Consider the following 13,629-nt stretch of genomic DNA (forward strand, 5'->3'; position numbering starts at 1 on the left):
GAAAGACAAGACGATGAACCCGATCAAAGTTGGCCTGCTGGGCATTGGCACCGTGGGCAGCGGCACGTTCCAGGTGTTGCGCCGCAACCAGGCGGAGATCCGCGGCCGTGCCGGCCGCGGCATCGAGATCGCGATGGTGGCCGACCTGGACGTCGAACGCGCCCGCAGCATCGTCGGCGACGCCTGCACGGTGGTGTCCGACGCGCGCGAGGTGATCGCGAATCCGGAGATCGACATCGTCGTCGAGCTGATCGGCGGCTACGGCATCGCGCGGACGCTGGTGCTGGACGCGATCAAGGCCGGCAAGCACGTGGTGACGGCCAACAAGGCGCTGCTGGCGGTGCACGGCAGCGAGATCTTCGCCGCGGCGCGCGAGAAGGGCGTGATGGTCGCCTTCGAGGCGGCGGTGGCCGGCGGCATCCCCATCATCAAGGCGCTGCGTGAAGGCCTGACGGCCAACCGCATCGAATGGATCGCCGGGATCATCAACGGCACGACCAACTTCATCCTGTCGGAGATGCGCTCCAAGGGGCTGGACTTCGCGACGGTGCTGAAGGAGGCGCAGCGGCTGGGGTATGCCGAGGCCGATCCGACCTTCGACATCGAGGGCGTGGACGCCGCGCACAAGGCGACGATCATGGGCGCGATCGCGTTCGGGATCCCGGTGCAGTTCGAGCAGGCGCATGTCGAGGGCATCACCGCGCTGCAGGCGACCGACATCAAGTACGCGGAGCAGCTCGGCTACCGCATCAAGCTGCTGGGCATCGCCCGCAGAAGAGACAAGGGCATCGAGCTGCGCGTGCACCCGACGCTGATCCCGTCGGGACGCCTGATCGCCAACGTCGAGGGCGCGATGAACGCGGTGCTGGTGCAGGCCGACGCGGTCGGCACGACGCTGTACTACGGCAAGGGCGCGGGCGCGGAGCCGACGGCCTCGGCGGTGATCGCCGACCTGGTCGACATCACGCGCCTGGCGACGGCCGATCCGGACCACCGCGTGCCGCACCTGGCCTTCCAGCCGGACGCGATGAACGACACGCCCATCCTGCCGATGGCGCAGGTGCAGACGGCCTTCTACCTGCGCCTGCGGGTGGCGGACCAGGCGGGCGTGCTGTCGAGCATCACGACCATCCTGGCCGAGCACGAGATCAGCATCGACGCGGTGCTGCAGCGCGAGTCGGCCGAAGGCGAAAGCCAGACCGACCTGATCATCCTGACGCACGACACGCAGGAAGGCCGCATGAGCGAGGCGCTGGCGAAGATGCAGGCGCTGACGACGGTGCTGGCACCGATCGTGAAGCTGCGCAAGGAAGAGCTGGCGTGAAGTACCTGAGCACCCGCGGCGACAAGACCGAGCGCCACTTCTGCGACATCCTGCTGGAGGGCCTGGCGCCCGACGGCGGGCTGTACCTGCCGACGTCGTACCCGCAGATCGACGGCGCCACGCTGGCGCGCTGGCGCGGCCTCTCCTACGCCGACCTGGCGTTCGAGATCCTGTCGCTCTACATCGACGACATCCCCGCCGCCGACCTGAAGGCGATCGCACACCGGACCTACACCGAAGCCGTCTTCGGCACGCCGCAGATCACGCCGCTGAAGCCGTTGGAGCCAGGTCTTGCGCTGGTGGCCCTGTCCAACGGGCCGACGCTGGCGTTCAAGGACATGGCGATGCAGCTGCTCGGCCAGCTGTTCGAGTACGAACTGCAGCGCCGCGGCGAGACGCTCAACATCCTGGGCGCGACCTCCGGCGACACCGGCAGCGCCGCCGAGTACGCGATGCGCGGCAAGGCCGGCATCCAGGTCTTCATGCTGAGCCCGCACGGCCGCATGAGCCCGTTCCAGCAGGCGCAGATGTTCAGCCTGCAGGATCCCAACATCCACAACATCGCCGTGCAGGGCGTGTTCGACGACTGCCAGGACATCGTCAAGGCGGTCTCGAACGACCTCGCGTTCAAGCGCGGCCACCGCATCGGCACCGTCAACTCGATCAACTGGGCGCGGCTGCTGGCGCAGGTCGTCTACTACTTCGCGGCGTACTTCCAGGCGACGAAGACCGAGGGTGAGCGCGTCAGCTTCACCGTGCCGTCGGGCAACTTCGGCAACGTCTGCGCGGGCCATGTGGCGCGCATGATGGGCCTGCCCATCGCGCGCCTGGTCGTGGCGACCAACGAGAACGACGTGCTCGACGAGTTCTTCCGCACCGGCGTCTACCGCCCGCGCGGCGCCGAGCACACGCTGGAGACTTCCAGCCCGTCGATGGACATCTCCAAGGCGAGCAACTTCGAGCGCTTCGTGTTCGACCTGCTGGACCGCGACGGCGACCGCGTGAAGCGGCTGTTCGGCGAGGAACTGGCCTCGAAGGGATTCTTCGAGATCACCGCCGAGGAACGCGCCCGCATCGGCGAGCGCTACGGTTTCGTTTCCGGCCGCAGCACGCATGAAGATCGCGTGGCGACGATCCGCCTGTGCCATCAGCAGTACGGCGTCGTGATCGACACGCACACGGCGGACGGCCTGAAGGTCGCGCTCGCCAAGCGCGAAGCGGGCGTGACCATGCTGGTGCTGGAAACGGCGCTCCCGGCCAAGTTCGCCGTCACCATCGAGGAAGCGCTGGGCATCGTGCCGCCGCGCCCGGCCGCGTTGGCCGACCTCGAGACGCGCCCCAAGCGCGTCAGCGTGATGCCGGTTTCGGTGGAGCAGGTCAAGCAGTTCATCGTCGACCATGTCTGACCTGAAAAACGCTCCGGGTGCTGCTGCACCGCGCGCGCCGATGATGCCGATGGAGGAGGCGCTGGAGCGCCTGCTCTCGCAGGTCGGGCCGCTGGGCCGGACCGAATCGGTGACGACGCCGCTGGCGCGCGGCCGCGTGCTGGCGCAGGACCTGGTGTCGCCGCTGGACGTGCCGCCCTACGACAACAGCGCGATGGACGGCTACGCGATGCGCGCGGCCGACGTCGCCGCGCTGGGCGGGGAGGGCGCGGTGCTGCCGGTGTCGCAGCGCGTGCCCGCGGGATCGGTGCCCCAGCCGCTGCAGCCGGGCACGGCGGCGCGGATCTTCACCGGCGCGACGGTGCCGGACGGCGCTGATTCGGTGCTGATGCAGGAGCAGTGCGAGGCGATCGCCGATGCCACGGGCACGGCGGGCGCACTCGGCCAGGTGCGCATCAACGGGCCGCTGACGGTCGGTCTCCACATCCGCCGGCGCGGCGAGGACCTGCGCGTCGGTCAACCGGTGCTGGTTGCCGGCATGCGCTTGAACGCGGCCTCGCTGGGCCTGGCCGCGACGGCCGGCGCTGCGGCGCTGACGGTGGCGGCGAAGCCGCGCGTCGCGCTCTTCTCGACCGGCGACGAACTGGTGCTGCCGGGCCAGCCGCTCGGCCCCGGCCAGATCTACAACTCCAACCGCACGACGCTGCACGCCTTGCTGCTGGCGATGGGCTGCGAGGTGCGCGACCTGGGCATCGTGCCCGACACGCTCGAGGCGACCCGCGCGGCGCTGCGCGAGGCGGCCAAGGACACGGACCTGATCCTCAGCTCCGGCGGCGTGTCCGTCGGCGAGGAGGACCACCTGAAGCCCGCGCTCGAGCACGAAGGCCGGCTGGACCTGTGGCAGATCGCGATCAAGCCGGGCAAGCCGCTGGCGTTCGGCGAAGTCACCAGCACCGGCGGCCGCACCTGGTTCATCGGACTGCCGGGGAATCCGGTGTCGAGCTTCGTGACCTTCCTGCTGTTCGTGCGGCCGGTGCTGCTGCGCATGCAGGGCGCGACGCAGCTGACGCCGCGCGCCTTGCCGCTGCCGGCCGAGTTCACCTGGACGAAGGCCGACAAGCGCCGCGAGTTCCTGCGCGCGAAGCTGAGCGATGCGGGGGCTGCAGCTGTTCGGCAACCAGAGTTCCGGCGTGATGAGCTCGGCGGCCTGGGCCGACGGCCTGATCGATCTGCTGCCGGGCAGCACGGTGACGCCGGGTCAGGTCTTGCGCTTCATTCCGTTCAACGAGCTGTTCTGACCGCTGTTCTGACCGCTGTTCTGACGAATGGACCCGAGATGACGATCACCGTGCGCTACTTTGCCTCGCTGCGCGAGGCCCTGGGGACCGACGAGCGTTTCCCGCACCATGCCGGCGCGACGCTGGGCTCGATCCGCGACGCGCTGATCGCCAGCGACGCGGCGCACGCGGAGGCGCTGGCGCGCGGCCGCGCGATCCGTTGCGCGCTGAACCAGCAGATCCTGCCCGAGGACACGCCTGTCGAGGACGGCGCGGAAGTGGCGTTCTTCCCGCCGGTCACGGGCGGTTGATCCCGGCACCGAAGCTCGCGACGTGCGCGGCAGCGGGCCTGCCGCCCCTCATTCCTTGAAATAGACCATCTGGTGCGTGCTGGCCAGCATGTGGCCGTCGTCGCTCCAGACTTCGGCGGTCTGGTCGAAGTAGCCGTTGCGGAAGTTGAGCGCCTTGGCCATCGCCAGCACGTGGCGGTCGCCCTGCTGCGCGAGCAGGACCGAGTCCGCATGGAAGTAGGTGGTCAGCGTCACGGTGCCGATCGCGCCGGGCTTGCGGCGGCGCACGAAGATGCGCGGGAAGAAGCTGTCGCAGATCGCGGCGAGCGACGGGAAGTCCATCGGTCGTGCGGGCTCGTCGCGGACCCAGTAGCGGCTGATCGAATGCGGCTGTTCCTGGCCGTCGAACGGGCCCGGCCCGAAGCCGGGCAGGAAACGCATGTCGTAACGCGAGACCCAGGCGGGCAGGAAGCCGACCTTCGGTAGCGGCGTCAGTTCTGAGGCAGGCGGGACGTCCGCCGGCAGCTCGGCTTCCTTCGCGGACCAGGTCTCGCGACGCTGCGCGAAGACGGCGCTGCCGGTGGCGGCGACCTCGCCGTTCTGCGTGAGCTCCAACACCCAATGCTGCGTCGACCGGTTCGTGCGGGCGGGGCGGGCCTCGACCTCGAAGGCGCCGTCGGCGAGCGGGCTGCAGAAGTTGATCGTCAGCGCGATCGGCTCGCCGATGCGCTCCGAATGCAGCAACGCGGCGTTGAGCATCGCCGCCCCGGTCGTGCCGCCGAACGGTCCGACCATGTTAGCGTAGGCCGGGTTCGTCGCGCCGGCGAAGCGGTGTCCGCCGGCGGGGGCGAGGAGGATGGCCTGGTCGAGGTCGTGCGGCATCGGAAGGTTCCTTGAACGGCAAAGGTGACCACATTCTGTGCACGGAATGAATTCGGCGCTGTCACCTCAACGACCGGATCAAGCGAGTCGTGTCCACGGAGCGTCCATTCGCTCCCCCAACAGACGGCCACCTTCAGGACGAGATTCCCAAGCGCAAGACGCCGCACTGATCGTCATCGCAGCTTCGCGGGAGGTCGACGTGATTGGACCCGTGCACGTGACGGAAGGCTTTCGCCGATGGATGAGCAAGCAGGTCTTGAGCGAGCGCGACCTGTGCCGCGCTGTGGCCGAAATGGCACGGGGACTGATCAGACGCAGATCTGGGTAGTGGACTCGTGAAGAAGCGGATCGCACGATCTGGGGCAGGCAAGCGAGGCGGGTTCCGGGCGCTCGTCGCGAACCGACCTGGCGGCCCCTGGTTCTTCATCATGGGATTTGCGAAGAGCGCCACGGTGAACATTGATTCCGTGACGTTGAAGATGTGCCGCGTGGCCTCCCGGGAACTGTTCGCCATGTCAGCCGATGCCTTGGCCGACGAGGCCCCCGAGCGAAAATTGAAAGAGGTGATTTGTGATTCGGAAACGCAAGAACGAGACGATCAAGCAACTCCTGCAGATGAGTCGTGACCTCCACGCCTGCGGTGCCTTCGATGACGATGCGATTCGGCGGATTGAGCATGCCGGAATGATGCCGCCCGAACCGCTGACCCCCGATGAGATCCGGGCCATCCGGGAACAGTCGAGCTATTGTGTCTACACGCTGGCGGGCATGCTCAACACGAGCGCCAAGCGCTTGCGTCGGTGGGAGCAGGGACTGGGCAAGCCACAAGGTGCGGAGCTCAGGCTGCTGCGCATGATGCAGGACCGGGGTGTCGATGCGGTGTTCCCGTGAAGCGACAGGGTGGTGCGGTCAGTCCCCCGCCTGATCAGCCGCCGTCATTCCGTGGTGGACTCTTGGGCGGCACGCCGAACTCCCGGTCTTCCTTGCTGAACATCGGACCCGCAGGGGCGCGATGCGTGTGCGGGGGCGGCAGATTGATGACCAGGGTCTGTGCCAGGACGTCCGCGAGCGTCCGCCGTTGCGGCGCGGTGGCGATCCGGCGGTACTCGATGCTCATCAGGATGGCCCAGGCGCCGAAGGTCCATTCGCCTGGGAGGACATCGGATTCGACCAGCGCGAGCGGCATCGCGCGGACCATCGCGCGGTAGTACGACTGGGCCGCGAGCAGCCGCCCGCCTTCACGAGTCATGACCGTCACGCCGGTCAGGTAGCGACCGAAGGTCTGGTCGGTGTGGTGCGCAACCATGCCGCCTTGATACAGCGCGTAGACGATGGCAAAGACGTCCCAGCGCTGCAGGTTGCGCTCCACCGCAGCGCCGAGTACGACGACCATGGCAAAGATCAGCAGCACCGCGACCGCATCGACGAAGAACGCGGTGTAGCGCTTGAACGGTGGTGCGATGAAACCGTTGGCGGTGCTCATGGGCGGCCCCGGTTCCTGCCGAGCAGGCGCGCCGCGACGACTTCACCTTGGGTGAAGGCCTCTTCGAACACCGAGTACCCCGTCAGGTCCGCATGCGCGAAGTGGAGCCGACCGTGCGCGCGCTCGCGCAGCACGGCCAGCGCCTGCGATCCGCGCAGTCCCGGGTGCGGGATGCTCATCGCGTGTCCGTAACGCATGAGCTCGATGCTCCGGCAGATCGGGATGCAGGGGTGCCATGTCGGCGAGCACGCGCGCGCTCCAGGCGCGCCAGTCGTCCTGCAGCAGGTCCTTGCGCTGCGATTCGCGCAGTGAGCGGTAGGCCGTCAGCACCATCGGGCCGCGGCTGGGATCGAGGTCCTGCTGGTTCGCGTTGACGTAACCCAACGCCTCGCCGCCGTAGGCGACGTTGTCCCAGGACATCGGCACACCGAGCCGCTCCAGCGGTGGCGCGTCGAGCAGCAGGTTCGCGACCAGCCACGGCGCGTAGCGCATGCCTTGTGCGGCCTCGGTCAACGCGGTCGGCGGTTGTTCTGGCAGCCGCGATGCGATGAACAGCGGCATCGCCATCACGACCTGATCGGCGTCCCAGCGCTCCGCCACCTGATCCTTGTCGTTCCAGACGAGCACCTGCACGCCGTGGCGTTCCTCGCGCACGCGCAGCGCCATGCGGCCGCCGTGGAACGCGTCCGCCAGCGGCGCGGCCAGGCGCTCCGACAACCAGCCGTTGCCTTGCGGCCAGGTCAGCACGGCCTCGCGTTCCTCGCCGCTCATGAAACCGTGACGGCTGCCGAAGTAGTGCAGCCCCGCCCACGCGGACACCTGCGTCGCATCGGCGCCGTAGTCGTCGCGGCAGCAGTAATCGAGGTACCAGCGCAGCGGCGCCGCGGTCAATTGGTGCTCGTCGAGCCACGCGGCGAAGGTCTTCGCGTCGAGCGCCTGGTGCGCGGGTGTCCACGCATGATGCGTGCTCGGCATCGCGAAGCCGACCTCGTGCCTCGCCTGATCGACCAGCTCGCCAAAGCGGCGGTACTGCGCTTGCACGTCCGGTGACTCCGCCGGCGGCAGCAGGCCGTCGACCCACTGGTCCTGCCACCAGAGCCGCTCCTGCGGGCTGTGGCAGAGCCAGCGCTCCTCATAGACGGTCTTGCCGTGCTCCTGGCGCGCGAGGCCGAGGTCCTCCAGCAGCGCCCGCACCTCGACCGCCTCCGGTCCCGGCGTGGGCAGGTAGTGCGCGCCGAGCGGGCAGCGCAGGCCCTCGCCGAGCGTCGGTCCCGCGCCGATGCGATGGCCGCGGCTGTTGCCGCCGGGACGGTCCTCCAGATCCAGCAGCGCGACGTCGACGCCTTGCAGACGCAGCCGGCGCGCGCAGGCCAGTCCCGCGATCCCCGCGCCGAGCACCAGCACCTGTGCGCGCTGGGTCGTACCGGTGGCAGCCGACCAGGCGGGCAGGGCGCCGCGCAGCCGATGGCCGCGTTCCCAGTTCGCGCCGGTCCATCCGCCGGGGAGCTCCGCCATGCGTTCCGCCAGCCGGTCGGCGAGCGGCCGCGCCTCGCGCCCGCAGGCCGACAGCATCGGCAACAGCGACGCCGCCAGCGTGCGCGTCAGCAGGTCGCGGCGCTTCAATGCAGCTTGCCCCATTCGCGCTCGAACTCGTGGACCAGCACCTGGTTGGAGAGCCGGTTCACTTCGAGGTGCTCCGGCCGCGCCATGTCCGGCGGGAAACTCATCAGCGCGGGCATGCCGTCGATGCTCAGGAAACGCAGACCGTCCGGCAGCTTGCGTGGCATGGCCCACGGGCGCCGGCTCGCCAGCACGAAGCCCCATTCGCCGAAGCTCGGCACATGCGCGTGGTACGGCGTCGCGATGAGGCCGACCGACTCCACCGTGTTGACGACGGTCCAGAACGCGCGCGGCGCGACCAGCGGCGAGGTCGACTGGATCACCGCGTAGCCGGACGCGCTCAGGTGCTGGTCGACCATCTTGTAGAGGCTGGCCGTGTACAGCTTGCCGAGCGCGAAATTGCTCGGATCGGGGAAGTCGATGACGATGACGTCGAAGATCTCGTCGGTCGTCTCCAGCCAGCCGAAGGCGTCCGTGTTGACGATGCGGAGCTTCGGACTCAGCAGCGAATCCTTGTTCAGTCCCTTGAGCAGCGGCATCGTCGAGAACAGCGACGTCATGTGCGGGTCGAGCTCGACCAGCGTGATCTGCTCGACGGACGGGTAGCGCAGGATCTCGCGCACGGCTATGCCGTCGCCGCCGCCCAGCACCAGCACCTTGCGCGGCGCGCCCTGCGCGGCCATCGCGGGGTGCACGAGGGCCTCGTGATAGCGGTACTCGTCGCGCGAGTGGAACTGCAGGTTGCCGTTGAGGAACAGCCGCGTGCCCGCCGCCCCCTGCGTGACGACGATGCGCTGGTAGTTGCTGCTTTCCTTGAAGACGATCTGCTCGCCGTAGAAGCGGTCCTCGGCCCACGTGCTGAGCCGGTCGGCACCGGCCATCGCGGCGGCGAGGATCCCGATCGAGACCGCGCAGGTCAGCGCGTGCGAGCGCCAGCCGCGCAGCTCCGCGCGGAACAGCCACAGCGCCCAGACCGCGACGGCGACGTTCAACAGCCCGAAGAACAGGCCGGTGCGCACCAGGCCGAGGTTGGGCACCAGTAGCAGCGGAAAGGCGACGGCGACCAGCAGCGCGCCGAGGTAGTCGAAGGTCAGCACCTGCGACACCAGTTCCTTGAGCGCGTAGCGCTGGCGGAAGTGGCGCTTGAGGATGCGCATCACCAGCGGGATCTCGAGTCCGACCAGCGTGCCGACGAGCAGCACCAGCCCGTACAGCAGCACGCGGAAGGCGGCGACCTGGGAGGGCGGCAGCAGGCTGTGCGCGGTGAAGAGCGCGGCCGGCATCAGGCCGCCGACGACGCCGACCAGCAATTCCAGCCGCAGGAAGTGCGCGACCAGTTGCCGGTCGATGTAGCGCGACAGCCAGGAGCCCACGCCCATCGCGAAGAGGTAGGCGCCGATGATGGTCGAGAACTGCAGGACGGAGTCGCCGAGCAGGTAGCTCGCGAGCGCGCCGGCGGCGAGTTCGTAGACCAGGCCGCAGGCGGCGATGACGAAGACGCTGGCGAGCAGCAGGACCTCGGGCAGCGAGGCACGCGCGGGGGCGTCGTCGACGGGGGCTCTAGGGGCCCTTGGGACTCTTGGCGCTCTTGGGACATGGGGCGCGAGGCTATCACGGGGTCACCCCGGTCCGATCCCGATACCGGTCAGCAACGCATCACAGGCAGGGCAAGCTGGTCTTTAGCGAAAGGCCTTCGCAGCCTGGCGACCCTCCGGCGTCAGAAATGGTGTGGCCTGTTCCCAAGGGACCGTCACGTCGCGCATGCAGGGACTGTAGACATAGGCACCCGCGGCGATCCTGAAGACGGGACCTTCACGCGTGGGATGCATGAAGGCGCCACTGGCGGCGACCTTGTCGAGGCACTCGGTTTCGCCGTCCTCGACGGAGAGATAGCGTCCGGTCAGGAGGCGGCCCAACGGGGAGGTGAGGTCGATCTCCCTGCGGTAGGCGGGTATCAGCCACAGGGCGGTGTCGACCGCCTTGCCGCCGGTCAGATCGTACGCGGTGGCGTATCGGCCCCAGAACGGATGAGCGCCGCCGCAATAGTATTCATGGCTGGTCATGATGACGACGTAACGGTCGTTCCATGCCACGGGCGATTGATCCCAGCCGTATTCGTAGCCGTGATTGAGTCCGCGTCGCATCCGGCCTTCGCCGGTGCAGTCGAGCGCGTCGCCCAATGCCTGCTTCGCCTCATGCCAGAGTTGCGCATTGATGGTGGTGCTGGCCGGGTTGTCGCCTCGAAGCACGATCGTCGATACCGACCGGATGCCCGAGACCTCGCGCTTTCCGTAAGCATGGCCCTCGAAGACCTGAGCGGTTTCGCGGTCGACCTTCAGGTCGCTCAGGTGCTCGGCGTGATAAGCGTCCAGGGCCGGCGCCGGGCGCGCGGACACCGGCAGTGCGCGTCGACGGTCGGGCGAGTGCCAGGTGCCCTTGAGACTGTCGCCCTCGCACGCCAGCTGGACGCTGCCCGTGATCTTCCCGTCCTCATCGGACTCTTCCCAGGTCCTCGGATCCGCCTTTGTCGCGCGCAGGTAGAGCTCCTTCAGCGATCGGCGGTAGTAGTAGCGGGCCGATGCCGTCGTACCACCGTTCTCCGGATCGCCGAAGACCAGCGAAATCGGAACGGCACCGATGGTGCCCGTCCACGGGCCGCGGTCGCACGCCGCGTGCGCGGACGTGTTCAGCGCGAGCAGGGCCAGCAGGGATGCGAGGGTGGGCGCGGCGAGGTCCATCGTGGATGTCGTTGGGTCAGGGCCGATGCGCCGGGGCGCCGATGGTGAACATCACCCACTCCGGCCGCATGTTGATGCGGACGGGATAGATGCTGACGCCCAGGCCGCTGGTGATGTAGACCGGCCGGCGGCCGACGTCCACCCAGCCGTGGGTCTTGTCCTTGGGCCAGCCGTGCGGCGCGACGGCGGAGCCGTGGAAGGGGATCCAGACCTGACCCCCGTGCGTGTGCGCGGCCACGGCCAGGCCCGGCGCAGGCCGCATGTCCAGCGCGCTGGCCGGGTCATGCATGAGCGTGAGCGCCTGGGCGCCGGCGGGCAGCTGGTGCGCCGCGCGGATCGGGTCGCTCTGCATCGACGTCCGGTCCCCGATGCCCACCACCCACACGTCGATGCCGGGCAGCGGCACCGCCTCGTTGAGCAGCACCTTGACGCCGGCCGCGCCCAGCGCCCGGTTGAACCTCGGGCCGTCGGTCCACCAGTCGTGATTCCCCAGCACCGCGTAGACGCCGCGCGACGCGCGCAGCCGGCCGAGCACGGCCGCGACGTCTTCCGGCGTGGTGCCGTCCTCGCCGCGCCCGTAGATGAAGTCGCCCGGCAGCAGCACGACGTCCGGCTTGGCGGCGTTGATTTCATCGACGATGGCGTTGGCGCGTGCGATCGTCATGACATGCTTGAACTCGTGCGTGATGTGCCAGTCGGACGCGACCACGACCTTCAGTCCCGGCGGTCCGCGCCAGCCGGGCACCTCGACGGGGATGTCGCGGCGGGCGACCCAACGCGGCTCGATCAGCAGGCCCCAGACCGCCAGCAAGGCGAGGGCGAGCAAAAGGAAGAGCAGGAACTTGAAGAGCTTGCGGAGCGCGGACAACAGCATCGAGGACGTCGAGGAGGGCGTGGATCGAAAGGCGAGGAGGCAGTATCCACGGATCCACTCATCGCCTCGGCCGGTCAGGGATTGAAGCGACGCGCGACCAGCGCCCACGCGCTAAGCTCGTCGCCCATGAACCGCACCACCTTCCTCCTTGAGTCCCGGCGTCTGCTGATGGCGGTCGCGATCGGCGCCACGTCGATGGCGGCGACGGCCGCGCCCGTCGCGGAAGCTCCCGCCGCATCGGCTGCGGACAGGTCCGCCGCCGAAACCCCCGCGGCGCAGACGCTCGCCTGGACCTTGCCCTGGTGGCGACCGCGTCACGAGGCCAAGCTCGCCGAGGTCCGCGCGATGCGCGCGGCGGGCAGGTCGCCGCAACTCGTGTTCATCGGCGACTCGATCACGCAGGGCTGGGAGGCCGTCGGCCAGCCGGTGTGGGCGGAGCACTTCGCGCGCCATGACGCGCTCAACCTGGGCTTCAGCGCCGACAAGACCGAGAACGTGCTGTGGCGCCTGCAGCAGGGCGAGATCGACGGCATCGCGCCGAAGGTGGCAGTGCTGATGATCGGCACCAACAACACCGGCGACCGCAGGGACGATCCGGCCGTCACCGCGGCCGGCGTGCGTCGTGTGGTCGACGAGATCCGCCTGCGCCTGCCCACGACGAAGATCCTGCTGCTGGCGATCTTCCCGCGCGGCGCCCGGCCGGACGATGCGATGCGCGCGGTCAACACCCGGATCAACGCGCGGATCGGCGCGTTCGCGGATGGCCGCAGCGTCCACTTCCTCGACATCGGCGCATCGCTGATGAATGCGGACGGCTCGCTCTCGCCGGAGGTGATGCCGGATCAGCTGCACCTCAGCGAGAAGGGCTACCGCCTGTGGGCGCAGGCGATGCAGCCCACCTTGTCCCGCCTGCTCGACGAGTCGCGCTGACCGCGCGCTCCCGTCGCGTGCGGCACGGGTCCGGCGCTGCGGATCAGGGCAGGGGCGCCGCCGCGGCCTTGTCGGGCAGGGACCCGGAGACGTAGGGCTTGCCGAGGTCCCAGCGCGACTGCCAGTGGGCCAGGTATTGCCGTACGATCGCCGGCGCGTTGCGGATCACCACGACGTTCTCCGAGTTGAGCGTCTCCGCCGACGGCGCGAAGTTGAACGAGCCCGTCTCCACCGTGTGGCCGTCCACGATGATCGTCTTGTCGTGGTGGATGTGGAAATGGTCGTTGGTGCGCAGTTCCACGCCCTTGCTCGTCACGAAGTCCATCGCCTGCTTGCTCGGCCTATTCTGGTTGCGCTTCTTGTCCACGACCACCTGCACCTGCACGCCGCGCTGCCTGGCGTCGACGAGCGCCTGCGTGATGTCGGGCGCCTGGAAGGCGTAGGCGAGGATCTGGATGCGCTCCTTCGCGCCGGCTATGGTCTCGAGCACGAGCTGCCGCGCCGAGCCTTCGGGCGAGAAGCCGACTTGGATCTCGGGCTCTGCACGAGCGGTCAAGGCAACGCTCAGCAGGGCCGCGAACGTGAAGCATCGAATCGGTGTCATTTGGGCTCTCCGCTGTCTCGACAAACGGCACGCGCCGCATCGATGGCCGCATGTTGCACGACATCGCGGCCTTTGCGCCCCTACGTCGCTTCGGCGGCTCGCAAGCCGCAGTCGTGCGATCGCAACGGCGCGCCCTGCAAGACATTACAGTTGCGCGCGCCCGATTCCCTGCGGTGCCAGGCCTTGCCGGCCCGTCGCACCGCGCAGTGACCGCAATCCGAG

At 68.8% G+C, this 13,629-nt stretch carries 13 protein-coding genes and 1 pseudogene; 7 read left to right on the forward strand and 7 right to left on the reverse strand.

The genetic code is table 11. The features are described from left to right. Positions 1-13: 13 nt before the first annotated feature. The 4 genes and pseudogenes from ACQ859_RS13635 to ACQ859_RS13650 all read left to right on the forward strand — a co-directional run bounded on the left by ACQ859_RS13635 (position 14) and on the right by ACQ859_RS13650 (position 4,297). Positions 14-1,324, forward strand: a complete 1,311-nt coding sequence (locus ACQ859_RS13635; protein WP_431266228.1) for a homoserine dehydrogenase — start codon at positions 14-16, stop codon at positions 1,322-1,324. Next, positions 1,321-2,730, forward strand: a complete 1,410-nt coding sequence (gene thrC, locus ACQ859_RS13640) for a threonine synthase (RefSeq protein WP_431266229.1) — start codon at positions 1,321-1,323, stop codon at positions 2,728-2,730. Before ACQ859_RS13635 ends, thrC begins: the two co-directional genes overlap by 4 nt. Before the next feature lie 40 nt (positions 2,731-2,770). Further along, a pseudogene (locus ACQ859_RS13645) lies at positions 2,771-4,007 on the forward strand (molybdopterin molybdotransferase MoeA). 38 nt (positions 4,008-4,045) lie between these two features. Continuing rightward, positions 4,046-4,297 carry a MoaD/ThiS family protein gene (locus tag ACQ859_RS13650; RefSeq protein WP_088408244.1) on the forward strand — a complete coding sequence of 84 codons (252 nt, stop codon included), beginning with the start codon at positions 4,046-4,048 and terminating at the stop codon, positions 4,295-4,297. Positions 4,298-4,345: 48 nt separating this feature from the next. Here ACQ859_RS13650 and ACQ859_RS13655 read toward each other — a convergent pair whose 3' ends face one another. Beyond that, the gene (locus ACQ859_RS13655; RefSeq protein ID WP_431266230.1) at positions 4,346-5,158 is read right to left on the reverse strand and encodes an acyl-CoA thioesterase; all 813 of its coding nucleotides are present in this window, start codon (positions 5,156-5,158) and stop codon (positions 4,346-4,348) included. Positions 5,159-5,478: 320 nt separating this feature from the next. Between ACQ859_RS13655 and ACQ859_RS13660 the strand changes: the two genes are divergently transcribed. Both ACQ859_RS13660 and ACQ859_RS13665 read left to right on the forward strand, forming a co-directional pair. Further along, positions 5,479-5,784, forward strand: coding sequence for a type II toxin-antitoxin system RelE/ParE family toxin (locus tag ACQ859_RS13660; protein ID WP_431266543.1), 306 nt, complete (start codon positions 5,479-5,481; stop codon positions 5,782-5,784). Continuing rightward, on the forward strand, positions 5,774-6,049 hold the full coding sequence (locus tag ACQ859_RS13665) for a helix-turn-helix domain-containing protein (protein ID WP_431266231.1): 276 nt from the start codon (positions 5,774-5,776) through the stop codon (positions 6,047-6,049). The genes ACQ859_RS13660 and ACQ859_RS13665 overlap by 11 nt, the downstream gene beginning before the upstream one ends. A 34-nt stretch (positions 6,050-6,083) precedes the next feature. Here ACQ859_RS13665 and ACQ859_RS13670 read toward each other — a convergent pair whose 3' ends face one another. The 5 genes from ACQ859_RS13670 to ACQ859_RS13690 all read right to left on the reverse strand — a co-directional run bounded on the left by ACQ859_RS13670 (position 6,084) and on the right by ACQ859_RS13690 (position 11,873). Continuing rightward, positions 6,084-6,641 carry an RDD family protein gene (locus tag ACQ859_RS13670; protein ID WP_431266232.1) on the reverse strand — a complete coding sequence of 186 codons (558 nt, stop codon included), beginning with the start codon at positions 6,639-6,641 and terminating at the stop codon, positions 6,084-6,086. 42 nt (positions 6,642-6,683) lie between these two features. After that, the gene (locus tag ACQ859_RS13675; RefSeq protein WP_431266233.1) at positions 6,684-8,279 is read right to left on the reverse strand and encodes a flavin monoamine oxidase family protein; all 1,596 of its coding nucleotides are present in this window, start codon (positions 8,277-8,279) and stop codon (positions 6,684-6,686) included. Further along, positions 8,261-9,787 (reverse strand): polyamine aminopropyltransferase, encoded by a 1,527-nt coding sequence (locus ACQ859_RS13680; protein ID WP_431266544.1) that lies wholly within the window; start codon positions 9,785-9,787, stop codon positions 8,261-8,263. The genes ACQ859_RS13675 and ACQ859_RS13680 overlap by 19 nt, the downstream gene beginning before the upstream one ends. Before the next feature lie 153 nt (positions 9,788-9,940). Further along, positions 9,941-10,999, reverse strand: coding sequence for a hypothetical protein (locus ACQ859_RS13685; RefSeq protein WP_431266234.1), 1,059 nt, complete (start codon positions 10,997-10,999; stop codon positions 9,941-9,943). A gap of 16 nt (positions 11,000-11,015) precedes the next feature. Beyond that, positions 11,016-11,873 (reverse strand): metallophosphoesterase, encoded by an 858-nt coding sequence (locus tag ACQ859_RS13690; protein ID WP_431266235.1) that lies wholly within the window; start codon positions 11,871-11,873, stop codon positions 11,016-11,018. Positions 11,874-11,999: 126 nt separating this feature from the next. Here ACQ859_RS13690 and ACQ859_RS13695 point away from each other — a divergent pair, with 126 nt between their 5' ends. Further along, on the forward strand, positions 12,000-12,803 hold the full coding sequence (locus ACQ859_RS13695; protein ID WP_431266236.1) for a platelet-activating factor acetylhydrolase IB subunit: 804 nt from the start codon (positions 12,000-12,002) through the stop codon (positions 12,801-12,803). A 43-nt stretch (positions 12,804-12,846) separates the two neighbouring features. Here the strand turns inward: ACQ859_RS13695 and ACQ859_RS13700 are convergent, their stop codons facing one another. Next, positions 12,847-13,359, reverse strand: a complete 513-nt coding sequence (locus ACQ859_RS13700) for a phospholipase D family protein (RefSeq protein ID WP_431266237.1) — start codon at positions 13,357-13,359, stop codon at positions 12,847-12,849. Positions 13,360-13,629 lie beyond the last annotated feature (270 nt).

This window comes from Roseateles chitinivorans (assembly GCF_050632235.1).
Classification (GTDB): Bacteria; Pseudomonadota; Gammaproteobacteria; order Burkholderiales; family Burkholderiaceae_C; genus Roseateles; species Roseateles chitinivorans_A.

Bases quoted from the DNA above. Each gene is read 5' to 3' on its own strand.
- ACQ859_RS13665 (WP_431266231.1), top strand. From the start codon at position 5,774: ATGAGTCGTGACCTCCACGCCTGCGGTGCCTTCGATGACGATGCGATT.
- ACQ859_RS13650 (WP_088408244.1), top strand. From the start codon at position 4,046: ATGACGATCACCGTGCGCTACTTTGCCTCGCTGCGCGAGGCCCTGGGG.
- ACQ859_RS13670 (WP_431266232.1), bottom strand. From the start codon at position 6,641: ATGAGCACCGCCAACGGTTTCATCGCACCACCGTTCAAGCGCTACACC.
- ACQ859_RS13695 (WP_431266236.1), top strand. From the start codon at position 12,000: ATGAACCGCACCACCTTCCTCCTTGAGTCCCGGCGTCTGCTGATGGCG.
- ACQ859_RS13685 (WP_431266234.1), bottom strand. From the start codon at position 10,999: ATGGACCTCGCCGCGCCCACCCTCGCATCCCTGCTGGCCCTGCTCGCG.
- ACQ859_RS13635 (WP_431266228.1), top strand. From the start codon at position 14: ATGAACCCGATCAAAGTTGGCCTGCTGGGCATTGGCACCGTGGGCAGC.
- ACQ859_RS13655 (WP_431266230.1), bottom strand. From the start codon at position 5,158: ATGCCGCACGACCTCGACCAGGCCATCCTCCTCGCCCCCGCCGGCGGA.
- ACQ859_RS13675 (WP_431266233.1), bottom strand. From the start codon at position 8,279: ATGGGGCAAGCTGCATTGAAGCGCCGCGACCTGCTGACGCGCACGCTG.
- ACQ859_RS13690 (WP_431266235.1), bottom strand. From the start codon at position 11,873: ATGCTGTTGTCCGCGCTCCGCAAGCTCTTCAAGTTCCTGCTCTTCCTT.